General features: G+C 58.9%; 23 protein-coding genes. 21 read left to right on the top strand and 2 right to left on the bottom strand.

What is annotated here, in order from left to right:
• The first annotated feature begins 57 nt into the window (after window positions 1–57).
• From CFN46_RS01875 to murB, 4 genes are read left to right on the top strand one after another with little or no spacing between them, the layout of a single operon-like run.
• Window positions 58–252: a Trm112 family protein gene (locus tag CFN46_RS01875; protein WP_024950616.1), complete on the top strand. Its 195-nt coding sequence runs from the start codon at window positions 58–60 to the stop codon at window positions 250–252.
• The gene (kdsB, locus tag CFN46_RS01870) at window positions 252–1,082 is read left to right on the top strand and encodes a 3-deoxy-manno-octulosonate cytidylyltransferase (protein ID WP_024950615.1); all 831 of its coding nucleotides are present in this window, start codon (window positions 252–254) and stop codon (window positions 1,080–1,082) included. Before CFN46_RS01875 ends, kdsB begins: the two co-directional genes overlap by 1 nt.
• Entirely contained in the window at window positions 1,082–1,672 is a 591-nt protein-coding gene (locus CFN46_RS01865; protein ID WP_088742547.1) for a low molecular weight protein-tyrosine-phosphatase, read from the top strand. The genes kdsB and CFN46_RS01865 overlap by 1 nt, the downstream gene beginning before the upstream one ends.
• A 5-nt stretch (window positions 1,673–1,677) precedes the next feature.
• Window positions 1,678–2,748 (top strand): UDP-N-acetylmuramate dehydrogenase, encoded by a 1,071-nt coding sequence (murB, locus tag CFN46_RS01860; RefSeq protein ID WP_084487909.1) that lies wholly within the window; start codon window positions 1,678–1,680, stop codon window positions 2,746–2,748.
• A gap of 132 nt (window positions 2,749–2,880) precedes the next feature.
• Here the strand turns inward: murB and rne are convergent, their stop codons facing one another.
• Window positions 2,881–6,840, bottom strand: coding sequence for a ribonuclease E (gene rne / locus CFN46_RS01855; protein ID WP_217897769.1), 3,960 nt, complete (start codon window positions 6,838–6,840; stop codon window positions 2,881–2,883).
• A gap of 1,015 nt (window positions 6,841–7,855) precedes the next feature.
• On the opposite strand from rne, the gene CFN46_RS01845 reads away from it, so the two are divergent.
• The 3 genes from CFN46_RS01845 to CFN46_RS01835 all read left to right on the top strand — a co-directional run bounded on the left by CFN46_RS01845 (window position 7,856) and on the right by CFN46_RS01835 (window position 10,652).
• A complete protein-coding gene (locus tag CFN46_RS01845) occupies window positions 7,856–8,815 on the top strand; it encodes an RluA family pseudouridine synthase (protein ID WP_024950610.1) in 960 nt (319 codons plus the stop codon).
• On the top strand, window positions 8,808–9,497 hold the full coding sequence (locus CFN46_RS01840; RefSeq protein WP_024950609.1) for an HAD-IA family hydrolase: 690 nt from the start codon (window positions 8,808–8,810) through the stop codon (window positions 9,495–9,497). Before CFN46_RS01845 ends, CFN46_RS01840 begins: the two co-directional genes overlap by 8 nt.
• Before the next feature lie 81 nt (window positions 9,498–9,578).
• Entirely contained in the window at window positions 9,579–10,652 is a 1,074-nt protein-coding gene (locus CFN46_RS01835) for a S49 family peptidase (RefSeq protein ID WP_024950608.1), read from the top strand.
• A 29-nt stretch (window positions 10,653–10,681) separates the two neighbouring features.
• Here CFN46_RS01835 and CFN46_RS01830 read toward each other — a convergent pair whose 3' ends face one another.
• Window positions 10,682–11,278 carry a nucleoside triphosphate pyrophosphatase gene (locus CFN46_RS01830; RefSeq protein WP_088742545.1) on the bottom strand — a complete coding sequence of 199 codons (597 nt, stop codon included), beginning with the start codon at window positions 11,276–11,278 and terminating at the stop codon, window positions 10,682–10,684.
• Window positions 11,279–11,536: 258 nt separating this feature from the next.
• Between CFN46_RS01830 and CFN46_RS01825 the strand changes: the two genes are divergently transcribed.
• The 14 genes from CFN46_RS01825 to CFN46_RS01760 all read left to right on the top strand — a co-directional run bounded on the left by CFN46_RS01825 (window position 11,537) and on the right by CFN46_RS01760 (window position 23,524).
• Window positions 11,537–12,067, top strand: coding sequence for a YceD family protein (locus tag CFN46_RS01825; RefSeq protein ID WP_024950606.1), 531 nt, complete (start codon window positions 11,537–11,539; stop codon window positions 12,065–12,067).
• Between the two features lie 33 nt (window positions 12,068–12,100).
• Window positions 12,101–12,271 carry a 50S ribosomal protein L32 gene (gene rpmF / locus CFN46_RS01820; protein ID WP_024950605.1) on the top strand — a complete coding sequence of 57 codons (171 nt, stop codon included), beginning with the start codon at window positions 12,101–12,103 and terminating at the stop codon, window positions 12,269–12,271.
• 29 nt (window positions 12,272–12,300) lie between these two features.
• On the top strand, window positions 12,301–13,362 hold the full coding sequence (plsX, locus tag CFN46_RS01815; RefSeq protein ID WP_024950604.1) for a phosphate acyltransferase PlsX: 1,062 nt from the start codon (window positions 12,301–12,303) through the stop codon (window positions 13,360–13,362).
• Window positions 13,363–13,673: 311 nt separating this feature from the next.
• Entirely contained in the window at window positions 13,674–14,636 is a 963-nt protein-coding gene (fabD, locus tag CFN46_RS01810; RefSeq protein ID WP_088742544.1) for an ACP S-malonyltransferase, read from the top strand.
• A gap of 60 nt (window positions 14,637–14,696) precedes the next feature.
• Complete coding sequence (gene fabG, locus CFN46_RS01805; protein ID WP_024950602.1) at window positions 14,697–15,440, top strand: 3-oxoacyl-ACP reductase FabG; 744 nt, start codon at window positions 14,697–14,699, stop codon at window positions 15,438–15,440.
• Between the two features lie 100 nt (window positions 15,441–15,540).
• Window positions 15,541–15,774, top strand: coding sequence for an acyl carrier protein (acpP, locus tag CFN46_RS01800; protein WP_024950601.1), 234 nt, complete (start codon window positions 15,541–15,543; stop codon window positions 15,772–15,774).
• A gap of 344 nt (window positions 15,775–16,118) precedes the next feature.
• Window positions 16,119–17,363: a beta-ketoacyl-ACP synthase II gene (gene fabF / locus CFN46_RS01795; protein WP_024950600.1), complete on the top strand. Its 1,245-nt coding sequence runs from the start codon at window positions 16,119–16,121 to the stop codon at window positions 17,361–17,363.
• Window positions 17,364–17,535: 172 nt separating this feature from the next.
• Complete coding sequence (gene pabC, locus CFN46_RS01790) at window positions 17,536–18,366, top strand: aminodeoxychorismate lyase (protein WP_176426394.1); 831 nt, start codon at window positions 17,536–17,538, stop codon at window positions 18,364–18,366.
• 82 nt (window positions 18,367–18,448) lie between these two features.
• On the top strand, window positions 18,449–19,453 hold the full coding sequence (mltG, locus tag CFN46_RS01785; protein ID WP_088742542.1) for an endolytic transglycosylase MltG: 1,005 nt from the start codon (window positions 18,449–18,451) through the stop codon (window positions 19,451–19,453).
• 57 nt (window positions 19,454–19,510) lie between these two features.
• Window positions 19,511–20,266, top strand: a complete 756-nt coding sequence (gene tmk, locus CFN46_RS01780) for a dTMP kinase (RefSeq protein ID WP_088742541.1) — start codon at window positions 19,511–19,513, stop codon at window positions 20,264–20,266.
• Window positions 20,263–21,288 (top strand): DNA polymerase III subunit delta', encoded by a 1,026-nt coding sequence (locus CFN46_RS01775; RefSeq protein WP_088742540.1) that lies wholly within the window; start codon window positions 20,263–20,265, stop codon window positions 21,286–21,288. Before tmk ends, CFN46_RS01775 begins: the two co-directional genes overlap by 4 nt.
• A gap of 202 nt (window positions 21,289–21,490) precedes the next feature.
• Window positions 21,491–21,841, top strand: coding sequence for a PilZ domain-containing protein (locus tag CFN46_RS01770; RefSeq protein ID WP_024950595.1), 351 nt, complete (start codon window positions 21,491–21,493; stop codon window positions 21,839–21,841).
• A 196-nt stretch (window positions 21,842–22,037) separates the two neighbouring features.
• Window positions 22,038–22,871, top strand: coding sequence for a TatD family hydrolase (locus CFN46_RS01765; RefSeq protein ID WP_024950594.1), 834 nt, complete (start codon window positions 22,038–22,040; stop codon window positions 22,869–22,871).
• Between the two features lie 44 nt (window positions 22,872–22,915).
• The gene (locus tag CFN46_RS01760; protein ID WP_088742539.1) at window positions 22,916–23,524 is read left to right on the top strand and encodes a DUF1285 domain-containing protein; all 609 of its coding nucleotides are present in this window, start codon (window positions 22,916–22,918) and stop codon (window positions 23,522–23,524) included.
• The last annotated feature ends 39 nt before the right edge of the window (window positions 23,525–23,563 follow it).

Below are 23,563 nucleotides of genomic sequence, written 5' to 3'. Positions count from 1 at the left end.
TTTTCACGTTATGCTGCTTCTTAATCATTCCCCTGCTATTACCTCGGAGACGTCTCGATGGACAAGGAACTGCTGGCGCTGCTGGTCTGCCCGCTATGTCAGGCCAAGCTGACCTATGATGCAGCAAATGCCGAGCTCAAGTGTTTCTACGATGGCCTTGCCTATCCCGTGCGTGACGGTATTCCCGTCATGTTGGAAGAGGAGGCGCGTGAGATGGATGTCGATGAGAAGCTCAAGGGGAGCCGCGGCTGATGAGTGATCTTCCGCAGGACGTGACACTGTCGTCAGATGCGCTGCTCAACGCCACAACGGATGGCTTTGTGGTGGTGATTCCCGCGCGCTTCAACTCTTCACGCCTCCCGGGCAAGCCGCTGGCGGACATTCACGGCCAGCCGATGATCCAGCATGTCTGGCGTAACGCATGTGCCAGCCAGGCATCGCGTGTCGTGATTGCCACGGATGACGAGCGTATTCGCCAAGTATGCGAAGCCTTCGGGGCGGAAGTGGTGATGACGCAGGCGGAGCATCCCAGCGGTACCGACCGTTTAGCCGAAGTGGTCAGTCTACTTGAGCTGGCGCCCGAGACGCTGGTGGTCAACGTGCAGGGCGATGAGCCACTGCTGCCAGCAGCATTGATCGATCAGGTGGCCGTGCGCTTGGAAGAAGATGCCGGTGCATCAATCGCGACGTTAGCCGAGTCGATCGCGAGTGTCGATAGCCTGTTCAATCCCAATGTGGTCAAGGTCGTGCGTGACCTGCGTGGGCGCGCACTGTACTTCTCGCGTGCGCCGATTCCTTGGGATCGTGAGCAGTTCACCACTCCCCCGACAGTGCTGGCGACTGACTCCTGGCTTCGCCATATCGGCCTCTATGCCTATCGTGCCGGTTTCCTGACCGAGTATGTCGACTGGCTGCCGGCGCCACTTGAACAGCTTGAGCAGCTTGAACAATTGCGTGCGCTGCATCACGGGCATGCCATCCAGGTAGCGATTGCCTGCACTGCGCATCCGGCGGGTGTCGATACCTCAGAGGATCTTGAGCGGGTGCGCGCATGGCTGGCGAGCCATGCAGGAGACGTGTGATGAACGGGGATATTTCTCATGCCTCTCAGACGATTCGTGAGCAACTCGCCGCACGTGACGTGCCGGTTCAGCGCATTCTCATGGTGTGCTTGGGCAATATCTGTCGCTCACCGAGCGCAGAGGGTGTATTGCATGCCGCGTTGGCGCATCACTGGCTAGGTAAATGTATCGAGCTTGATAGCTGCGGTACCAGCGATTGGCACATGGGCGAGCCCCCAGACAGGCGTGCCATCGTGCATGCCGCCAAGCGCGGCCATGATATCAGCGGATTGCGGGCGCGCCAGTTGGCTGTGAGCGACTTCAGTGACTTTGATCTGATTCTGGTGATGGATGATGCCAATCTTGCCAATGTCACGGCGTTGGCACCGGCTGACAGCCCAGCGCTGATCTGTCGTCTGCTGGACTTCTTGCCGTCACCGCTGCCAGCGTTGGCCGAAGGCAGCCGAGAGGTACCTGACCCCTATATTGGCGGTGCTGATGCGTTCGAGCGTGTGCTGGATCTGATTGATAGCGCCTGTGCAGAGCTGATCTTGCTGCTCGCGTCACAGGGTCAGTCACACTCTGGGCACGCGCCACGAGGCCAGATGTGAGCGTTATGCGAGGCGCAAGTATTGGGCGAGGAGAGCCGAGTGGGCCGGCATCCAGTGTGTCGTTGGCCGCGTGCAATACGCTGGGTTTCGCGGCGCGCGCGCGCAGCTTCAGTGAGCCTGACAGCATTGAGGCAGCCCGCCAGCAGGTGCTGGCAGTACAGACAGCCAATGAGCGCCTGATAGTGATTGGCGGCGGTAGTAACCTCGTGCTGCTCCCATGGCTTGATGCACATGTCATGCGGCCTGCCTTCGATGCGTTGACGATAGTGCCGTCGCAGGATGGCCTGTCGGCGACTGTCCATGTCGAAGCCGGTCGGCGTTGGCATGATCTGGTGATGACACTGGCATCTCAAGGATGGTGGGGGCTTGAGAATCTGGCGTTGATCCCCGGTTGTTGCGGCGCTGCCCCCATCCAGAACATCGGTGCCTATGGCGTCGAGTTGGCCGACCACCTGTTGCGTCTTGAAGTGATGTCACTGGAAGATGGTAGCTGTCGCTGGATGAGTCGTGATGAGTGTCAGTTCGGCTATCGCGATAGCATCTTCAAGGGGGCGCTTGAGCATCGTGTGTTGATTACTCGGCTTGAGCTGAGCGTGACGCGTGAAGCGACGCCGCGATTGGGTTACGGAGATCTCGTGCGGCGTGTCAGTGATGCCATGTCAGGCGAATTACCCACTCCGCTGGCAGTGGCTAACGCTGTGATTGCCACGCGCAGCGAAAAACTGCCTGATCCTGCAGTGCTGGGCAATGCAGGGAGTTTCTTCAAGAACCCCCAGCTTCCGGCAGGGCAGGTGGAGGCGTTGTTGCAGCGCTATCCGGCAATGCCACACTTTGTGCAGGCAGATGGTAGCGTCAAGCTGGCAGCGGGGTGGTTGATTGATCAATGCGGCTTGAAGGGGGTGCGGCGTGACCACGTCGGTATTCATTCCCAGCAGGCACTGGTGCTGGTGCACTTTGGCGGTGGGCAGGTGAGTGAGCTTCTGGCACTGGCAGCAGAAGTTCGTGATGCGGTGGTGACGCGCTTTGGCGTGACGCTTGAGCAGGAGCCCCGTCTGCTGGGGGCCATGCCAGACTAGCGTTCATTTAGCTTCCGGTATTCGGCATGAAAAAAACGCTCCGCAGATAACTCTGCGGAGCGTTTTTGTTTTCATCACTACGTTGGCAAACTGCCCTCACCACTGGTGATAGGGTGAGGGCGGCGCAGCTTTTCAGTTTGACGTGTGGCTATTGTCATCCTGAGTTGTCGCATCCTGAGGGCTCGCACCGGCTTGCTCGGCAGCCTCACGCTCACGGCGCTTCACTTCACGCGGATCGTTGTACGCGCGAGCGCCACGACGACGGCGTTGCGCAGAGGCTGAGGCTTCAGTCGTTTCCTCTGCAGGCTCGCTGACAACGCTAGCCTCATCGTTGGTGATGTGTTCATCGACATCATCTTGGTCAGATGTGACTGACTCAGGAGCTGCTTGCTCAGGCACATGCTGCTCAGTGGCCGGTTCGGTAGCAATGGACGTTGCTACCGCCTCGGCAGGCTGAACATCGACGGCCTGAACGGCTTCCACCACTTCCGGCTGATCGAAGGCAGATGACGCCTCGACCGGTGCAGTCTCTTCTGTGGCGACTGGCTCAGCAGTGACGGCCTCTTCTGACGGTGCCACGCTGGCCTTGAGCACTTCATCGTCAGCGGCGGCTTCCGGAGCAACTGCCGCTGCAGTTGTTGCGGGAGTCCCGTCGGAGTCCTGCTGCATGTCAGAAACGTCACTGGCTTGTGCCTGGTGAACACTGTCCTGTTGGGCAGCATGCTGCTCGTCATGCTGGCTGGCATGATGTTCTGTCTGCTGAGGCTGGTGCGCTGTTGGTGTCTCGCTAGCCTGCTCAGCGATCTCTGCAGCTTCTTCCACTGCAGTCTCGGCAATCGGAGCCTCGGCTACCGGTGCTTGCGGCTCGACACTCTCTTTCAGTGTCTCATCGGTCGGTGCCTTCACTTCCGGTGCACTAGCTTCAGCCTCTGTAGAGGCTTCGACAGCGGCTGCGCGCGGTTCATCTGCAACCGCTGGTTCGACGCTTTCGGATTCTGCACTCTCGGTATCAGCAGCTTGCACTTCAGATGTCTGCGTCTCGGCAACACTCACTTCGACAGCGATGGTTTCAGTCTTTGCAGCGGCAACTTCAGCACTCGGTGCTTCAGTTGTTGCAGCTTCCTGAATTGGAGCAGCAGCTTGCACATCGGTTGCCGTCACGGCGCCGTCAGTACCTTCTTCGGTAATCGCCGGAACAGCCACTGTATCGCTGGCATCGTCGGACAGCGCCAGTGCTGCCTGCGGACCTGCGAGTGTCATGGCTTTGAGCGTCTGTTGCTCTTCGATAGCCTGCGGGTTAAGCGCATGGCTGCGACTACGTTCGCGTGGATTGTTGCGGGTCTCTTGCTGAGTTTCAGCGGTAGTCTGTTCGACTTGCTCGGCCTGTTCTGCAGCCTTGATAGACTCACGCGCCTGTCGGCTATCGACCTGCTCTGCTTTATCAGCCTTGCTGGGCTTCTCGCCACGGGCAGGCCTATCACTGCGCTTGCCGGAATCACGCTTTGCGGCAGTCTCGGGCTTGGTAGTGCTGTCAGCTTTTGCGCTTGTATCTGACTTCGGAGCAGCAGAAGTATTAGAGGCCGCTTCGGACTGCGGAGCCGTTACCGGCTCGAGTTTCTGAGACGGCTCAGCCTGCGGCTTGCTTTCATTGGTGAAAACTTCCTGCTGGCTGTCCTGGCGAGACTCGTTTGTCTTGCGACGATTGCCACGATCGTTGCGCTGACGGCGCTTGTTACCGCCATTGCGTCCTTCGGTACGGCCATCACTCTGACTATCGTTACGGCTATCAGTGTCATTGCTCCGCACCGTCTCGTTGGCACGAGTCGTGTCATTGCTACGAGACTCATTGCCGCGGGAATCATTCTCGCCATTGCGACGACGATTATCCTTGCGGTTGTCGTTACGACCCTCGTTACGGCTGTCATTGCGTGAGTCGTTGCGCTCGTTGCTGCGATTGCCACGATTCTCATTGCGTGAAGAGGAAGTGGCAGTGTCGCTGACGCTCTCACGACGCTCGCGTGCTTTGTCCAGTGCCTTGCGGGCTTCACTGGATTTAGTCGGCGCCGCCGGAGCGGCTGCATCATTCCCGAGCAGACGGCTAAAGCCCTTGGCAAGGCGTGACAGAAGGCCGCCACCACTGGCTACAGGGGGCGTTGCCTGAGCGACGACTGCCGGCTTGCTGGAAGAGGTGCGGCTATCTTGACGGCTGTCATTGCGTGAGCTTTGACGAGTGTCCTGACGGTTGTCATTACGCGAGCTTTGACGGTTGTCGTTACGTACGTCTGAGCTGCCTTCCTGGCGAGCATCCTGACGATTACGGCCGTTGCCATTCGTGTTGCGACGACGATTGCTGTTGTTCTTGCCATTATTGCCGCGAGCATCGTTGTCAGCCGTTGAGGCGGTTTCTTTCGGTGCAGCAGGAGCGGCGGCCGGCGCAGGTGTCGGGGCAACTTCCACTTCAACTTCCGGTGTGGCAACTGGTGCTGGCGTAGCGTGAGAAACGCTTTTGACGGCAGCTTCCGTACGGGCCGGCGGCTTATCGAAATTCGGATCTGGCTCCTTGCCCACTTCTGTCTCGACGGACAGTTCGAAGCTGGACTTGTCAGCACCATCTTCATCGACGTGATCATCACGTAGACGAACGACTTCGTAGTGAGGTGTATCGAGTTCCGGATTTGGCAGTAGTACGACATTCACGCCCTGACGACGCTCGATGTCGAACAAGGTGGCGCGCTTTTCGTTGAGCAAATACGTTGCGACCGGCACCGGCAGAATGGCGCGGATCTGAGAGCTACGCTCCTTCATGGCCTCTTCTTCGATGAGACGCATGATGGAGAGTGCCATGGAGCGCACGTCACGGATGGTGCCTTGGCCGTCACAGCGTGGGCAGACCACGCCGCTGGTTTCGCCCAGAGACGGACGCAGGCGCTGGCGTGACATTTCCATCAGGCCGAAGCGCGAAATGCGACCGATCTGGACGCGAGCGCGGTCAATCTTCAGTGCATCACGCACACGATTCTCGACTTCGCGCTGGTTACGAGCCGGCGTCATATCGATGAAATCGATGACGACCAGACCGCCGATGTCGCGCAGACGTAGTTGACGTGCGATTTCGTCGGAGGCTTCCAGGTTGGTCTGCAGCGCGGTTTCCTCGATATCACTGCCGCGCGTCGCGCGCGCTGAGTTGATATCGATGGAGACGAGAGCTTCGGTGTGATCGATAACGATAGCGCCGCCAGACGGCAGCTTCACTTCGCGCTGGTAGGCGGTTTCGATCTGGGATTCAATCTGGAAGCGCGAGAACAGCGGTACGTCATCTTCGTAGAGCTTGATCTTCTGTTGATAACTCGGCATTACCTGGCGCACGAAGGACAGGGCTTCATCCTGAACCTCGGAGGAGTCAATCAGCACTTCACCGATATCGTTGCGCAGGTAATCGCGCATGGCGCGAATGATGACGTTGGATTCACGATAGATCAGGAACGGAGCAGGGCGGCTTTCAGCCGCCTTGGTCACGGCATCCCAGACCTGAGCGAGATAGTCCAGATCCCACTGCAGTTCTTCAGCGCCTTTGCCGATTCCCGCGGTACGCACGATGACGCCCATGCGGTCTGGCAGGGTCAGGCTGTTCATCGCTTCTTTCAGCTGTGCGCGTTCTTCGCCTTCGATGCGGCGTGAGATACCACCGGCACGAGGATTGTTGGGCATCAGTACCAGATAGCGTCCGGCTAGACTGATGAAGGTGGTCAGGGCGGCGCCCTTGTTACCACGTTCTTCCTTGTCGACCTGAACAATGACTTCCTGGCCTTCCTTGAGGACTTCCCGAATGTTGGGGCGGCCTTGGCCGGGGTCCTTGGAGAAGTACTCGCGGGAAATTTCCTTCAGCGGCAAGAAGCCGTGACGCTCAGCGCCGAAATCGACAAAGCACGCCTCGAGGCTGGGCTCGATGCGCGTGATCTTGCCGCGATAGATGTTGGCTTTCTTCTGCTCGCGGGCCCCGGACTCGATGTCGAGATCGTAAAGGCGTTGTCCGTCGACCAGTGCGACGCGCAGCTCTTCCGGCTGGGTCGCGTTGATGAGCATCCGTTTCATGTCGTCTCGCTAGACTGGGCGTGCCGAAGGGCAGCCGCATTATGCGTCGGCGACGAGGAACCGTTTTCAGCTTCGTGTTGTGCTCAGCGCATGTCGTGGGATGCGTCTTTCGCATGCAGGAAAACCCGTAGGCAAGCCACATGCGGCATGATCATGTTGAGTACTTGGAAGAGGCAGGACGTGTTGCGGGGAATGATGCTCCTCCGGCCCTGCGGTCTCTTCCTTACACCTGGCATTCGCCGATTCATCGACGCCGGCCTTCGGCACGGATATCGAATGAGTACTCGGGCATCATGCCCGAGCGGTCTTATATCTTGAGGCTCATAAGGTGCTGAGCAGTTCTGCTGTATTAACTGCGTGCCGAATGCTCAATGCTCTCGCGTAGAGTGACATTGATGGCCGGCTACGCTGCGGCGCGCGGAGATCAGGCTTTCCGCGCCCGCTGATATCGTCATCTCGCCTTGGCAAATGCGGTATCGATGTTTTGCGTCATATCGCTGGCTAACCATTGGCCCCGAGCGACTGTCCTTGAGGCAGCATTCGATACCTACAACCGGCAGGTTCGATGCGCAGGACAGCACGCTACCGACAGGGTAGATGACAACAGGGTGTGCAGAAATCGTACACGGTGCTGATGTCGGTGCGCGTTATTTCGCCGCAGGCCATTTGGCCTTCTTCGCCGACTTGTGGCGCCTCTGAAGAGGTGCATTACAACCCGTTTTTGGCCACTCTGGCCAAGTTGCGAAGCTGGCGGTAGGGCATATAGAGAAGGCCCATCTCACCGCGTTCGAATATACCAGTAAAGGTATGGGCCAGCAATTCAGTTGCCAGATCAAATGCTTCGCCTCCAGCGCCCGTCGGATGAGGCTTGCAAGCACGCCGTGGCCGGTCATCGAGGGAGGGATGATTCCCCATTAGTCACATGACACCGTAGAATGAGCAGTCTGAGTGCGCCACGGCGTACGGCAACATGATGAGAAGGTAGCGCGAAGGCGATGCCGGAAAGGAGCGAGACATGGCCGAAGGCCAAGCAGTCCAGTGGATCGAGATCGCCCCGGAAATGGCTGGGCAGCGCATCGATAACTTCCTGCGCACCCGGCTGAAGGGCGCGCCCAAGGCGTTGATTTATCGCATTGTGCGCAAGGGTGAAGTGCGGGTGAACAAGAAGCGCATCAAGGTGGATTACCGCTTGCAGGCAGGAGATCTGGTGCGAGTGCCGCCATTACGATTGTCGCCGGAAACTGCCGTACAGGAAGTCAGTGACAATTTGCGCAAGGTGCTGGAAGGCTGCGTGGTCCGTGAGACAGCTGATTTCATGGTCATTAACAAGCCGTCCGGACTTGCTGTGCACGGCGGCAGCGGTGTCAAGATCGGCTTGATTGAAGCCATGCGGCAAGTTCGCTCTGAGTTGCCGTTTTTAGAGCTGGTGCATCGTCTGGACCGTGATACGTCCGGATGCATCCTGTTGGCCAAGTCACGAACGGCACTGGTGCAGCTGAATGCTGATCTCAAAGCTCACAAGATGACCAAGCTATATCTTGCGCTGGTCGAAGGGCGTTGGGATGCGCGGCGTGATTACGTCAATGCTCCGCTGGAGCGCTATGACGGGGGGAATGGTGAGCGTCGCGTGCGTGTTGATGAGGCTGGCAAGACGGCCAGTACACGCTATGCGGTGCGTGAAGCATTTTCGAGCATGACGCTGGTTGAAGCGGAGCCTGTTACCGGGCGCACACACCAGATTCGCGTGCACTCGGTGCATGCTGGGCATTCGCTGTTGGGCGATACCAAGTACGGTACCGAGCGAGGTAATGCGTTAGCGCGCAAGGTGGGGCTGGAACGTCTGTTCCTGCATGCCGCTCAACTCAGCTTTCCTGATCCAAGCGATGGGCGCACTGTCACCGTACGTGCGCCGCTGGATGCGCGCATGAAGCGTGTGCTGGCCAATGCTCGTGAGACGGGAGTTCGCCATGAATGATCACAGAATGGTGCTGTCAGTGCCGCGTTATCGACTTGTCATCTTCGATTGGGATGGCACGTTGATGGATTCCGAAGCACGCATTGTTGACTGCTTGCAGGCGGCATCCCGTGAGACGGGCATGGGAGAGCTATCTGCCGCTGCTGCGCGAGACATCATCGGCCTCGGTTTGCCAGAAGCGATGGAGAGACTGTTTCCGGGGATCGATGCAGTGCAGGGCGAAGCACTGGTCGCGGCCTACAAGCGTCACTTTGTAACGGTAGACACGACGCCGTTAGCGTTTTTCCCCGGCGTTGAGGCGGGGTTGGCGCGTCTGCGCGCCCATCCAGACCAGCTACTGGCGGTTGCGACAGGCAAGAGCCGTCGCGGGCTGGATCGCATGTTTGAGCATCACGCCTGTGGAAGTTGGTTTCATGCGTCGCGCACCGCGGACATGACGCTCTCCAAGCCGCATCCACTGATGCTCGAGGAACTGCTGTTGGAGCTGAACGTTGAAGCTCACGAAGCCTTGATGGTCGGCGATACCGAATATGATCTGGAAATGGCGCGCGCGCTGGGAATGCATAGCATTGGCGTCGACTATGGCGTGCACAGTGTGCCGCGCCTTGAGGCCTGCGCACCGCAGCGTGTGGTCTCACACTTCGATGAATTGATGGACTGGCTATACGTTCCGCAGTCGTAACGCAGTGGCATGATGGTTGATCTGGCTGGGAATGCAGACTCCTGAGATGAAAAACAGAACAAGGGACGGGAGCAAGATGCGATGAGTGATCAACCGCAGGATCCGTGGCGAGAAAGGCAAAGCGGACAGGCTCCGGCCGGAGTGACCGCGGATCAGCAGCAGGCACGTAGCACATCTTCGGCTGGGGAGGTGGATTGGCAGGCTCGTGAGCGTACCGCGCAGCTTGAGATGATGGACCGCTGGGTGCAGGGCGTGGTCACTGAGCAGCGTCGTTCGCGTCGCTGGAAGCTATTCTTCCGTTTCCTGTTCGCGTTGCTGTTCATCGCCTCGATCGCGACCTCGGTGTCGATCTTCATGCTGGGCAGCCAGCCGGCAGTGCTGCCCGGTGAGCAGCATCTGGGTGTCGTGCGTGTAAAGGGAGTGATTGAGGCGGATGGTGAGGCCAATGCTGAGCGGATCATCAAGGGATTGCGTGCCGCTTGGGACTCTCCCTCCGCTGTGGCAGTCGTGCTCGATATCAACTCACCTGGTGGTAGTCCAGTGCAGTCCCAGCGCGTTTACGACGAGCTGATGCGAATGCGTGAAAAGGGTGACAAGGCAGTGATTGCCGTGATCGAAGATCTAGGCGCGAGCGGGGCGTACTACATGGCGGCGGGCGCGGGAGAAATCATCGCAGCGCCATCAAGCCTGGTGGGCTCCATTGGTGTGATTTCCTCAAGCTTCGGGCTCAAGGGGCCGATGGAAGAGTTGGGTATCGAGCGTCGAGTATTTACGGCAGGAGATAATAAGGCGTTTCTGGATCCCTTCTCTGATATCTCGTCGGATCAACGTGCCTTCTGGCAAAACGTGCTGGCGACGACACATCAGCAGTTCATCGCAGCGGTCAAGGCAGGTCGGGGAGATAGACTCAAGGATGACCCGAAGCTGTTCTCCGGTCTGATCTGGACTGGCGAGCAGGCGCTTGATCTAGGGCTGGTGGACCGTACGGCGACGCTTGAACAGTTGACGGCAGAGCTGGCACCTAAGGGTGGTATTCACGACTACACGCCACGTCAGGACCCGTTTGAGCGCTTCACGCGTCGCTTCGCTGGGGTGGTGGCCAGCGCCGTAGGCTTGGACGCAACAGTGTCCCCGGTCAGCTATCGTCTTCCGTAGGTGGCCGGACCTGAGGGGGGGGAGGACGTTCAGCGCTCAGATGCATCGAGAAGTGGATCAAGGCCTGCCTCGCGTAGCAGTTCGCACAGGCGAATCAATGGCAGGCCTATCAGAGTGTTGGGATCACGGCCTTCAAGGCGCTCAAACAGTGTGATGCCCAGCCCTTCCATGCGAAAGCTGCCCGCCGAGTCGAGCGGTTGCTCGCGTTCCACGTAACGGGCGATCTCTTCGCTGCTCAAGATGCGAAAGACGACGTCGAAGCTCTCGTGGCAGACCCAATGGCGCGGCCTGGCGGTATCGATCAGGGCAAGCCCGGTCACGAAGCGTACGCGTCGACCTGAGAAACGTGCCAGCTGTGCGCGCGCTGCGTCCAGACTTGCCGGCTTGCCGAGAATCTCGCCTTCGAAAACAGCGACCTGGTCGCTGCCGATGATCAGATGCTGCGCATAGTTCTCGGCTACGGCGTTGGCCTTGCCCAGCGATAAGCGATGCACCAGTGTTTCAGCGTTTTCGCCGATGCGTGGTGTCTCGTCGATGTTGGGTGTGCTGCAGTCGCAGGGCAGGCCGAGGCGATTCAGTAGTGCGCGCCGCCAGCGTGAGCTGGAAGCCAGTACCAGGCGAGTCATTGCAAGTGTCCAGAGTGGCGGCCCTGCTGGTCGCGAGAGGCGTTTCAGGGCATTTGTATGGCAAGTCATTGAAATGAAGAGGGTTGCAGGATGCCGCAAATCCTCTCGGCATTGAAGAGACAGGGGCGTACAATCGCGCGCTGTACATGTTTCCTGTCATGACACCCCTGGTTGTCATTGAAAGAAAGCATGTGTGGAATGAACAAGTTGCTCATGCATTTTGACACCGGGAGGGGGAATCCCTATTATGGCGCGCCTATGTTGACCACAAGACTGCCGACCAAGGTCGAGCCCTACCGGCTGGCGTCATCGGGTAAATGCCTTGAAGGTGTTATCCCGCTGGCGGACATGCCCCGTGTCGTAGAAGCTATTGGTGTGCAGGAAAGCGACGTTCGTATATCGCTCACCTTCGACATTGATAGTCAGCGACGCAGCTTCATCGAAGGATCCATCTCTTTCGAGGCAAGTCTGCTGTGTCAGCGTTGTCTGAGGCCGACTGAGCCGGAGCCGCTTTCCAGCGACTTTCGACTAGGTCTCGTCACCAGCGATGCACTGGCGGCACAGCTGCCCGGTGAGTACGAGCCGGTAGTGGTGGAAAACGAACAGCTGGATCTCCTGTCAGTGATCGAGGATGAAGTGCTCCTGGTCCTGCCGCAGGTGGTCTACCACGAGGAGGCAGATTGTGCCGTCTCGCGCGACCAGCTGGCCAGCGGTGTGGAACCCGAGGCCTCGGACGCACCCGCTGTGAATCCATTCAGTGTGCTTCGCACTCTGAAGGACAAGCACTGAACTCATTTTGTCGACAAGATTGGAGTAATCCCCATGGCAGTTCAGCAGAACCGCAAAACTCGTTCCAAGCGTGGCATGCGTCGTAGCCACGACGCTCTGACAGCACCGACCCTGTCCCAGGACAAGGAAACCGGTACTATCCACCTGCGTCACCACGTTTCTGCCGACGGTTTCTACCGTGGCCGCAAAGTCGTTGATGCATAAAGCATTGATGCAGCGCGCGGTGTAACGCCGTGCGTATAGCCATCGATACGATGGGCGGGGACTTCGGTCCCCGCGCTACGTTACGGGGCACTGCCAGTGCGCTGCTGCGCGATTCGCGGCTATGCGCCACCCTTGTTGGCCCCAAGCATCTTCTGGATGCTGAGCTAGACTCCCTCCCAGCTTCACTCTCTCATGCTCGTGAGCGCCTTCAGACCCTGGCTGTCGACGGCATAGTTGCGTCTGATGCTCGGCCCTCCCGTGTATTGCGAGGCCGTGAACCCAGTAGCATGTCGGAAGCCTTGCGCCTGGTCGCCAGCGGTCATGCAGATGCCTGTGTCAGTGGTGGTAATACTGGTGCGCTGATGGCGCTGGCCATGCGAGAAGTGGGGAGAGTGGTGGGGGTTGAGCGTCCGGCGATCTGTGCGGCAGTGCCCACACGGGGCGCACGCCCTTGTCATCTGCTGGATCTTGGCGCAAACGTGGAGGTGGCGCCTCGCCATCTGCTCGCGTTTGCACGCATGGGGGCACTTCGTTGCCGCCTGCTCGAGGGTGTCGAACGGCCGCGCGTCGGCCTGCTCAATGTGGGTGTCGAGTCGGGTAAGGGCACGACGCAGGTGCGTGAGGCTGATGCACTATTGGCTAGTGCGGGGGAAGATTTCGACTACCTTGGCTTTGTCGAAGGGGGAGAGCTGTTCTCGGGCACGCTTGATGTCGTGGTGTGTGATGGCTTCGTCGGTAACATAGTGCTCAAGAGCAGCGAAGGGCTGGCGCAGATGTTGGCCGCTCAGCTTGGCGACACATTGGCAGCCAGCTGGCGGGCGCGATTGATGGCCTGGCTTGCACGTCCGGCATTGGCGCGGCTCACGCGAGAGATGGACCCGGTACGTTATAACGGGGCCAGTCTGCTGGGGCTTGCTGGCGTGGTAGTGAAGAGCCATGGGGGGGCGACTGGTGATGGTTTTTCCTTCGCGGTGACGCGTGCCGCACATGAGGCGCACCAACAGTTGCCGGTGTACTTGGCAGCAGGCATGACCCACGCAAGTGATATTGAGGGCGCAGTTGAGAGCCCTAAAAAAGAACTAGATAAGTAAATTGGTCTGAAACTTGTCCTCTGGGGTCGAGCTTGAGCGCGCACGGTGCGACAATGCCAGCGCTTGGCAGGAGAGCTGCTCATGCAAGGGCTTCTTCGCGCATTCAGACTGAAGCAGTCATGTGGTCGGTGGCAGGCAAGATAATCGTGCAGAGTGATTCATGGGTCCCAAGTGGGTCATGGGTGTGACGTGAGAAAGAAGCAGGCTTTCCTCTGATAGTTACGTGGTGATGAAAGCGTTTACGGATCAGTGGAAAGCGGGTTTCATGACCCGTGTCAGTCCCACCTGAACAGATGGAAATGGTGACAGCAATGACAGAATCCCTGGCCCTCATCTTCCCGGGACAGGGCTCCCAGCAGGTCGGCATGCTGCGGGAGCTAGCGGAGCGCTATAGCGTCGTCCGCACTACCTTCGAGGAAGCCTCTGACGCGCTGGGGCGCGATCTCTGGCACCTGACACAGGAAGGTCCGGCTGAGGAGCTCAATCGTACCGAGCTGACTCAGCCGGCGCTTCTGACGGCGAGTGTTGCTATCTGGCGTGTCTGGCAGGAGTTGGAAGGCCCGCGTCCTGGCCGCATGGCAGGCCACTCGCTGGGCGAGTACAGCGCCATGGTCTGTGCTGGCGTGATCGGGTTTGCCGAAGGCATCAAGCTGGTCAATCTGCGTGGCGAAGCCATGCAGGCCGCTGTTCCGCAAGGGCAGGGCGCGATGGCGGCCATTCTCGGCCTCGAGAATGCTCAGGTCGAGGCGGCCTGTGCCAGCGCTGCGCAGGGTGAAGTGGTCGCAGCAGTCAACTATAATGCTCCGGGTCAGGTTGTGATCGCAGGTGGTACCGCTGCTGTCGAGCGCGCCATCGCTGCCTGTCAGCAAGCGGGTGCCAAGCGCGCCATGCCACTGCCAGTCTCTGTGCCATCGCATTGTGATCTGATGCGTCCGGCGGCTGACAAGCTGGCCGGAGCCATGAATGCCATCGACTTTCGGACACCGCGCTACACTGTGATCCAGAATGTCGACGCGCAGGCGCATGAAGATGTTGAGACACTGCGTCAGCGCCTGATTGAACAGCTCTATCAGCCGGTACGCTGGACGGATTGCGTCAATGCGATGTTTGATAGTGGTGCGCGGACCTTCATCGAATGTGGTCCTGGCAAGGTGCTAACGGGCCTTGGCAAGCGTATCCAGCGCCAGGCGCGCGGCCTTGCAGTGAATGATCCGGATAGCCTCGAAGTAGCGCTGGAACTTGCCCGTGAAACTGCTGCCGAACAGAATAAGTAAGCTCATGATCAGCCCGTGTGGCTGGTCATATGACTTGGATTAGCCAACTCAGGACTAAAAATGACGACCGAACGCAGAATCGCACTGGTGACCGGTGCCAGTCGTGGCATCGGCCAAGCCATTTCCCGTGAACTGGGCCGTCAGGGCCGCATCGTGATTGGTACTGCCACCAGCGAGAAAGGGGCTCAGGCTATCAGCGCTGACCTCGAAGCTCATGGCATCGAAGGCGCAGGCATGCTGCTCAATGTTACTGACCAGGCAAGCGTAGATGCGGTGGTCAAGGAAATCGGCGAACGCTTTGGCGCACCGACCATCCTTGTCAATAATGCAGGCATCACGCGTGATAATCTGTTGCTGCGTCTGAAAGAAGAAGACTGGGATGCGGTGCTCGACACCAATCTCAAGTCCGTCTTCCGCGTCAGCAAGACCTGCCTGCGTGGCATGACCAAGGCGCGCTTCGGCCGTATCGTCAATATCTCGTCTGTGGTCGCGACCATGGGCAATCTCGGTCAAGCCAACTATGCTGCCGCCAAGGCTGGCATGGAAGGATTTGGCCGCTCGCTGGCGCGTGAAGTCGCGTCGCGGAACATTACCGTCAACTCAGTGGCACCGGGTTTCATTGCCACTGATATGACTGAAGCATTGCCGGAAGCGCAGCATACTGCGCTGCTCGGCAACATCCCGCTGGCGCGTCTTGGCCAGCCGGAAGAGATTGCTGCGGCAGTCGGCTTCCTGACCAGTGATGCAGCAGGCTACATTACCGGTGAGACGTTGCAGGTGAACGGCGGCATGAATATGCGCTGAACCCCGCGCAGGGACGTGGTTGCGTCCCCTTGGGGTGGCCTATAAACTACGCCCAGCTTTTTCGAGCTGCGGATTCCGTACCACTAGGAGTGATTGTTAAATGAGCACCATTGAAGAACGCGTCAAGAAGGTTGTGGCTGAGCGCCTGAATGCCAAAGAAGAAGAAATCCAGAACTCTTCCTCTTTTACTGAAGACCTCGGCGCCGATTCCCTGGACACCGTTGAGCTGGTGATGGCTCTGGAAGAGGAATTCGATACTGAAATTCCTGACGAAGAAGCAGAGAAAATCACCACCGTGCAGGAAGCTATCGATTACATCGTCAACCACCAGTAAGGTGGATTGAAGCGATCGCGGAGTTCATTTTCTCCCGTGGTCGTGATGTAATTGTCTGTACGTTCAAGGGCCGCACTGTTCATCAGTGCGGCCCTTGTCGTTACTGGGTATTGTGTTGGTTATGATATCGGTAATGATGGCGTTCTCCGGCGGTATGGTAGAGGGGCATCGGCGCATCCAGTTGCGCGTCGTCTCGACAGAGGAGTCCTTGTGTGCCAAGTCACGGAAATTACGCATGAAAACCGACTGCCCACGCATGGCAAGGTTTCTGTATAATGCGCTTAATTACGGCCCAGGCGCAGATGGCCCAGGCGTGCCTAATCGATAGTTTTGGAGGAGACACGATGCCTCGCAGAAGGGTAGTGGTGACAGGTCTAGGCCTGGTGACCCCCGTCGGAAATACCGTCGAGGAAAGCTGGAGCAGTATCAAATCGGGCAAGAGTGGCATTGCGGCTATCGAGCATTTCGATGTCAGCGGCTTCAATACCCGTTTTGGTGGTTCCATCAGGAATTTCGATGTGGGTCAGTATCTGAATCCGAAAGAGGCCCGCAAGATGGACCTCTTCATTCAGTACGGTATCGCGGCGGCCCATCAGGCCATCCACGATTCTGGTCTTGAGTGCACTGAAGACAATGCCGATCGAATCGGTGTGGCCATCGGGTCGGGCATCGGCGGACTGCCGATGATCGAGCACAACCACAAGGCCATGGAAAAGGGCGGTGCACGTCGCATCTCGCCTTTCTTCGTGCCCGGCTCCATCATCAACATGATCTCCGGTAATCTGGCGATCATGTTCGGGTATCGCGGTCCGAATATCGCGATCACCACGGCATGTACTACCGGTACCCACAACATCGGCTATAGCGCACGCACCATCGCCTATGGCGATGCTGATGTGATGGTGGCGGGAGGGGCTGAAATGGCGACCACGCCGCTGGGCCTCGGTGGTTTCTCGGCTGCGCGTGCACTGTCGACGCGTAACGATGACCCGCAGTCAGCGAGTCGTCCGTGGGATCGTGATCGTGATGGCTTCGTGCTATCCGATGGCGCGGGTGTTGTCGTGCTCGAGGAATACGAGCATGCCAAGGCGCGTGGTGCGACCATCTACGCTGAGGTACTCGGCTTCGGCATGTCCGATGATGCACACCACATGACGGCGCCGCCCGAAGACGGTCGTGGTGCAGCCGCTGCGATGCGTAATGCCATTCGCGATGCCAAGCTGAACCCGAGCCAGATCGACTACATCAATGCTCACGGCACCTCCACCAATGCCGGTGACAAGGCCGAGAGCCTTGCAGTCGAATCCGTGTTGGGTGATGCGGCGCGCAATGTGGCAGTCAGTTCCACCAAGTCAATGATTGGCCACCTGCTGGGTGCTGCCGGTGCGGTAGAAGCCGTTTTCTGCCTGTTGGCGATGCGCGATCAGGTCGCTCCACCGACTATCAACCTCGACAACCCGGCCGAGGGCTGTAATCTCGATTACGTGCCGCATACCGCACGTGACATGAAGATTGAGTACACCTTGTCCAATTCCTTTGGCTTCGGCGGCACCAACGGTTCGTTGGTGTTCGGCAAGCTCAAGGACTGAGATCACACGGCTATCGTGTGATCTCCTCTCAGACGCGCTCCCATTAGGGGGCGCGTCTGTCTATGGCGCACGGTCAGTTGTCTGTTGCCGCTCTCGTCATCATCCGTACACTCTCGCAGGCATGCCATCATCTGCATGTCATTATCTGTACGCCCTCATGGGAGTTATCGCCATGACTGACATGAATTGCCCGACAACACTGGGGGCTGACCTGCCTCTCGATGATCGTGGGTTGGCTTATGGCGAAGGTGTTTTCGAGACGATTCTGGTCCGTGATGGCGTGCCACAATTGTGGTCACAGCATATGGCGCGACTGACACGTGGCTGTATGCGATTGGGCGTGGCGGTACCCTCTGACGCCGCTCTGATAGCGTGTCTTGAGGTATGTGGTGGTCGGGGGCTTGAGGTGCTCAAGCTGATCGTGACCGGTGGTTCCGGTGGCCGTGGTTACAAGATGCCGGATCAGCCTGTGCCACGCCTGCGCGCTCGCGCGATGCCTTTCGCCGTCGATCATCAGGCACGGCGCGGCATCACGGCACGCGTGTGTGAGTTACGCGTCGCTGAGCAGCCAGCACTGGCCGGTCTCAAGCATCTCAACCGGCTGGAGAACGTCCTGGCGCGCCGCGAGTGGACAGATGCTGCCATCAGCGAGGGGCTATTGCTCAATGTGCGTGGTGAGCTTGTCGAAGCGACCAGCATGAACCTGCTCTGGTATCGTGACGGGCGCTGGTATACGCCATGGCTTGATCGAGCAGGGGTCGAGGGCACGTTATTGACAGCGTTGAGCGCTGAGCAGCCCATTGAAAAAGTTCGATTGGGTATTGAAGCACTGCTCGCCGCTGAGCAGGTCGTGTTGCTTAACTCAGTGCAAGGTATCTGGCCTGTCACGCGCCTGCTGGATAGCGAAGGCGAATGCCTTAATGAATGGAAGCAGGGAAAATCTCCTGCGCTGGATATAGTGAACAAGCGTGTCGCGTGTTTGCTCGGTGAGCGCGTGGACTGACAGAAGCTCTACGGCAGTGGCATGCAGTGTCGCGTGTCGTCTGTGTATCGCCTTCTCTGATACGAAGAATGGATAACTGACTATGCGTGTGTTCAAGGTGCTGTTGATGTTGGTAGTGGTGGCAGTCGCTGCTGGCGTTGTGGGCTTTCGCTATTGGCAGGCGCAGTTACTGTCGCCGCTAGCTATCGAAAAGGAGCAGATCTTTGAGGTACCCCGTGGCGCTAGCCTCACGAAGGTCGTGAGTGATCTGGAAGCTGAAGGCATCATCGAGGCTAGCTGGCCGTACAAGGTGTGGGCACGGCTCGAGCCGACGGCCGTCAACGGCCTGCGTGCAGGTGAATTCCGCCTGACACCGGGCCTGAATGGCCGTGAGCTGGTGGCGCTGCTGTCCAGTGATGAGGTGGTCAGTTACACCCTGACCGTGCCGGAAGGCTGGACCTTTGCCCAACTGCGCACCGCTATCAATGTTGCCCCCAAGCTTGAGCACGCCACGCAAGAAATGAGCACTGCTGATCTGATGACGGCGATCGGGGCGGGTGATGAAAAGCCGGAGGGTCGCTTCTTCCCGGACACCTATCGCTATCATAAGGGCGTGAGCGATATCTCGTTGTTCAAGCGCGCCCACAAGCGCATGGCGATCACGCTTGAAGAAGTGTGGGCGAATCGCGATCAGGGTCTGCCGATTTCAAGTGCCTACGAAGCACTGATTCTGGCCTCGCTGATCGAACGTGAGACTGGTGCTCCCGAAGAGCGCGGCGAGATTGCTGGCGTCTTCAAGCGTCGTCTTGAGCGTGGCATGCGTCTGCAGACAGACCCGACGGTCATCTATGGCTTGGGAGATGACTATGATGGCTCGTTGTCGCGTGCGGATCTGCGCAAGCCGACCCCCTGGAACACCTATGTGATCACCGGCTTGCCGCCAACGCCGATCGCCATGCCGGGGCGCGCTGCGCTTGAAGCTGCTGTGCACCCCAAGCCGGGCGATACCTATTACTTTGTTGCCAAGGGTGAAGGGCGTCATCAGTTCTCGCGTACGCTGCGCGAACACAACAACGCCGTACGCCGCTATATTCTCAATCGCGACTGAGCGATGCCGTGCATCAGTATCACCACGATTCAACCGCTGTCAGGATCAGGAAACACCATGTCTTCACGCCCGCTGTCTTCACGCACGACGCCTTCCTGCTCGACACCTTCCGGCGGTCAGACGGCCGTTGATACCTGCCAGTCGGGGCGTTTCATCACTTTGGAAGGCGGTGAGGGTGTCGGCAAGAGCACCAATGTCGCCTTCGTGGTCGCCGAGCTGGAAGCATGTGGTATCGAGGTGGTGCGCACGCGTGAACCGGGCGGTAGTGAGCGCGCGGAGGCCATTCGCCAGCTGCTGCTGGACCCCGCGCCCGCTGAGTCGCTATGCGATGACGCCGAGCTGTTGTTGATGTTTGCTGCCCGTGCTCAGCATCTGGCGGCGACCATTCGTCCTGCCTTGGCGCGTGGTGCCTGGGTAGTGTGTGATCGTTTCACTGACGCCACCTTTGCTTATCAGGGTGGCGGTCGTGGGCTTCCACAGGCGGATATTGCCGCGCTTGAGACACTGGTGCAGAAGGGGTTGCAGCCGGACCTTACCCTGTTGCTGGACATGCCTGTCGAGGCAGCGCGTGGGCGACTTGCCGCGCGGCGTGCTGAGACAGGTGAAGGGGCCGATCGTATCGAGCAGGAGGCCGAGCAGTTCTTCGAGGCCGTGCGTATTGGCTATCATCAGCGCCGCGATGCAGACCCTGAGCGTTTTGCTACCATCAATGCCGATCAGTCACTGATGGCAGTGCAGGCTGATATTGCCGCGGCACTCGCCACGCGTGTCGCAGATTGGCAGGCTGCCACGTCCGCAGGAGACAAGGCATGAGTGCATCAGATGCCAGCGGTGGTGTCACTCTCTCGAGCTTCTCGCCACTCCCGTGGCAGCATTCACTGTGGCAACACTTCACGCAGGTGCATGATAGCGGTCGCTTGCCACATGCAGTGATGCTGAGCGGGCCAGCAGGCCTTGGCAAGCACGAGTTGGCAGATGCCATGATCGCACGCGTGCTGTGTCGCACGGCACTGGGCAAGTCCGGCGTTGCTGCCTGCGGAGAATGTCATGGTTGTCATATGCTGGCGGCGGGCCATCACCCTGACCTGATGGCGATCGCACCACAGGATGTCGGCAAGATGATCCGCATCGATCCGATTCGCGAGGTCAACCGCTTCGTCTCACAGACCGCGCAGCAGGGCGGCTATCGCGTCATCCGTCTGCAGCCGGCAGAGTCGATGAACATTGCGTCGGCGAATGCGCTGCTCAAGAGCCTCGAGGAACCGGGTGCCAAAACTCTGTTCATCCTGCTCAGTGATATGCCATCACGCGTACTGCCGACGGTCCGCTCGCGTTGTCAGCAATGGCCATTGGTCATTCCGCAGAGCCATGAAAGTCTGCCGTGGCTTCAGGAGCAGTTGGGGGATGATGCCCAAGCCTTGCTACGCATGGCCGGTGGATTACCTCAGTTGGCGGTACGTCTTGGCGTATCGGAGCAGCGTCAGCTGCGTCAGGCGTTGCGAGAGCTTTTCGATGCCCTGGTGCGCGGCGGTGAACCGGTCGCTGAAGCATGGCGGTTGGAGCGACAACCGTTGGCGCAGGTGCTGTGGTACGGTATCGCATGGCTGGAGGATTTGATTCGCATGGGGTTGTCCGGCAATGCAGGGCATCTGCGTGATCCAAGCTTGGAGCCGTTACTGCGTCAGGCGGTCAAAAATGGCCGTACCCAGGACTGGTTCAAGCTGCTGGACTTCGCGCGTGAGCAACGACGGTTGTTGGCCGCCGGAGGCAATCCCAATCCCCAGCTGGTGCTGGAAGCCTGGTTGGTGCGCTGGTCAGCCTTGCTACGCTCCTGATATGGCGTAGCGTGCGTCAGAAGCCAGGTAAGGCGACTGAGCTGCCGACAGGCCGAGTGTGGCCAGTCGCGCTAGACTATTCAGCAGTATGCAGTAGCAAAGGATTCAATCCGCGCTGTGCCCGTCGGAGGCATGAGGTCCGTTGACACGGCGCTTGGTATCGAGACTGGATGCGCCGGCAGTGACCGGCCGGAGGTGAAGGATGCACACCGCTCCACAGCAAGGCCAGAAGGCGCTGTCGCTGACCATTCGTGATCAGAAGACCCTGCTGGCAGCCTACATGTCGACGCTAGTGCGGGGCGGCATCTTCGTACCGACCACTGAGCGCTACACCATGGGGCAGGAGGTTTATCTGCTGCTGACTCTGCCGGAAGAGTCCGAGCGGATTCCCGTCACTGGTCGTGTGGTCTGGATCTCACCTCAGGGTGTCGGTGGCCGTCGCACACCTGGCATCGGGATTCATTTCAGTGAGGAAGATCGCCAGGTACGCGACCATATCGAGAATCATCTGGCCGGTATGCTGGGCAAGGGTCACGCCACCTACACGCTATAGTCACTAGCGAGGAGCCTTGGTGAGAAGCTCTGACGACAGGGTATGGCGAAAGTATCTGGTAAAAGTAGCTGGTAAGAAGTGAGCAGGCTTCGGCCTGCCTGAATACATGTCGACCGGCCGCGCAGTAGCGCCGTGCCGGTCGTCTCCGTTTTTCGCGGCGATTCACGTTGCGCCCATCAGCAAGTGAGAGTTCTGGATGTTTGTCGATTCGCATTGTCACCTTGATCGCCTGAAGCTCGAAGAACACGGCGGCACTCTGTCCGGCGTGCTGGACGCGGCGCGTGCCCGTCACGTGCACCAGTTTCTCGCCATCGCAGTGACGCTGGATGATGTGCCGGAACTCTCCGCCATCGAGCAGGAGCACGACGACGTGGTGATCTCCGCCGGCGTGCATCCGCTGCATCAGGTAGATCCGGAACCAACGGTCGACGATATCAAGAAGTGTGCTGAGCGCTATGGCGCGGTGGCCATCGGTGAGACGGGCCTCGATTATCATTATGAGAGTGTCAGCCGTGAGGTGCAGTACGAACGCTTCACGCGTCACTTGATCGCTGCGCGTGAGCTTGAACTACCGGTCATCATTCACACGCGTGAAGCACGAGAAGACACCTTGGCGCTGATTCAGAAGCATACCGATCCGGCCGTCGGTGGTGTGCTGCACTGCTTCACTGAAGACCTTGATATGGCTCGTGTCGCGGTAGGTCACGGCTTCATGGTGTCCATCTCCGGTATCGTTACCTTCCGCAATGCTGAGCATGTCCGTGAGCTGGCTCGCGCCATCCCGCTGGATCGCCTGCTGATCGAGACTGACAGCCCCTATCTGGCCCCAGTGCCGTATCGTGGTACCTCCAACGTGCCGGGTAATGTGGTCGAGGTCGCGGAATGCATCGCAGCCGAGCGTGGTATCACCGTCGATGAGCTGGCCATGCAGACCACGGCCAACTTCTATCGGCTGTTCCGTACCGCCGCACCTGAGGCACCAGAAGGCGTGCGCGAAGCACTGACCAGCAGTGGCATGCTCAATAACTGAAGCTTCCTTGTGCGGGGAAAGCTTCCTTTAACGGGAGGTGCACCATGAATCCAGCCGCCATCTTGACGCAACTGGGCAAGCAGGCCGAGGGTAGCCAATCGCTGCCGCCAGTCGACCAGTGGCATCCCGAGCATTGTGGTGAGATGGATCTTGTCATCTGCCGCGATGGCCGCTGGTTGCATGAGGGCGCTCCCATCGGGCGGGCGCGACTGGTGCATCTGCTCTCACGGGTGCTCCGGCGTGAAGCCGATGGCAGCTATTGCTTGGTCACACCGGTAGAGAAGATGACTATCCAGGTCGAAGACCGCCCCTTTTTGGCAGTAGATTGCGCGCTCGTTGCAGAGACAAGTCCTTCTAGTGTCGTCTCAGGTGATCACCAAGCGGTATGGCAGCTGACGACCGATCAAGGCGATATCGTGCGCCTTGAAGGCGAGACCTGTCTTGAACTCAGCGAGACGCCAGAGGGCGAGTGGCTGCCCGAAGTGGTGGTCCGCTTCGGACTGGCGGCGAGGCTGCATCGCAATCTCTATTATCGCCTGCTGGAAACGGCTGATATCCGTGAGCTAGACGAGGGTGGTCAGGCGCTAGGCTTCATGAGTGGTGGGCGCTGGCAGTGCCTTGGGCACCTGTCTGCTGCTGAAGCCGATGGCTGACGTGACGCCAGATCGCTGAAATCGTACTCGTCCTCTGTA

Source organism: Cobetia sp. QF-1 (genome assembly GCF_002213105.1).
Classification (GTDB): Bacteria; Pseudomonadota; Gammaproteobacteria; order Pseudomonadales; family Halomonadaceae; genus Cobetia; species Cobetia crustatorum.
This window is presented reverse-complemented; position numbering and strand designations above follow the sequence as displayed.

Coding starts and splice junctions, on each gene's coding strand:
- CFN46_RS01875 (WP_024950616.1), top strand. CDS start 58: ATGGACAAGGAACTGCTGGCGCTGCTGGTCTGCCCGCTATGTCAGGCC.
- kdsB (WP_024950615.1), top strand. CDS start 252: ATGAGTGATCTTCCGCAGGACGTGACACTGTCGTCAGATGCGCTGCTC.
- CFN46_RS01865 (WP_088742547.1), top strand. CDS start 1,082: ATGAACGGGGATATTTCTCATGCCTCTCAGACGATTCGTGAGCAACTC.
- murB (WP_084487909.1), top strand. CDS start 1,678: ATGCGAGGCGCAAGTATTGGGCGAGGAGAGCCGAGTGGGCCGGCATCC.
- rne (WP_217897769.1), bottom strand. CDS start 6,840: ATGAAACGGATGCTCATCAACGCGACCCAGCCGGAAGAGCTGCGCGTC.
- CFN46_RS01845 (WP_024950610.1), top strand. CDS start 7,856: ATGGCCGAAGGCCAAGCAGTCCAGTGGATCGAGATCGCCCCGGAAATG.
- CFN46_RS01840 (WP_024950609.1), top strand. CDS start 8,808: ATGAATGATCACAGAATGGTGCTGTCAGTGCCGCGTTATCGACTTGTC.
- CFN46_RS01835 (WP_024950608.1), top strand. CDS start 9,579: ATGAGTGATCAACCGCAGGATCCGTGGCGAGAAAGGCAAAGCGGACAG.
- CFN46_RS01830 (WP_088742545.1), bottom strand. CDS start 11,278: ATGACTCGCCTGGTACTGGCTTCCAGCTCACGCTGGCGGCGCGCACTA.
- CFN46_RS01825 (WP_024950606.1), top strand. CDS start 11,537: ATGTTGACCACAAGACTGCCGACCAAGGTCGAGCCCTACCGGCTGGCG.
- rpmF (WP_024950605.1), top strand. CDS start 12,101: ATGGCAGTTCAGCAGAACCGCAAAACTCGTTCCAAGCGTGGCATGCGT.
- fabD (WP_088742544.1), top strand. CDS start 13,674: ATGACAGAATCCCTGGCCCTCATCTTCCCGGGACAGGGCTCCCAGCAG.
- fabG (WP_024950602.1), top strand. CDS start 14,697: ATGACGACCGAACGCAGAATCGCACTGGTGACCGGTGCCAGTCGTGGC.
- acpP (WP_024950601.1), top strand. CDS start 15,541: ATGAGCACCATTGAAGAACGCGTCAAGAAGGTTGTGGCTGAGCGCCTG.
- fabF (WP_024950600.1), top strand. CDS start 16,119: ATGCCTCGCAGAAGGGTAGTGGTGACAGGTCTAGGCCTGGTGACCCCC.
- pabC (WP_176426394.1), top strand. CDS start 17,536: ATGACTGACATGAATTGCCCGACAACACTGGGGGCTGACCTGCCTCTC.
- mltG (WP_088742542.1), top strand. CDS start 18,449: ATGCGTGTGTTCAAGGTGCTGTTGATGTTGGTAGTGGTGGCAGTCGCT.
- tmk (WP_088742541.1), top strand. CDS start 19,511: ATGTCTTCACGCCCGCTGTCTTCACGCACGACGCCTTCCTGCTCGACA.
- CFN46_RS01775 (WP_088742540.1), top strand. CDS start 20,263: ATGAGTGCATCAGATGCCAGCGGTGGTGTCACTCTCTCGAGCTTCTCG.
- CFN46_RS01770 (WP_024950595.1), top strand. CDS start 21,491: ATGCACACCGCTCCACAGCAAGGCCAGAAGGCGCTGTCGCTGACCATT.
- CFN46_RS01765 (WP_024950594.1), top strand. CDS start 22,038: ATGTTTGTCGATTCGCATTGTCACCTTGATCGCCTGAAGCTCGAAGAA.
- CFN46_RS01760 (WP_088742539.1), top strand. CDS start 22,916: ATGAATCCAGCCGCCATCTTGACGCAACTGGGCAAGCAGGCCGAGGGT.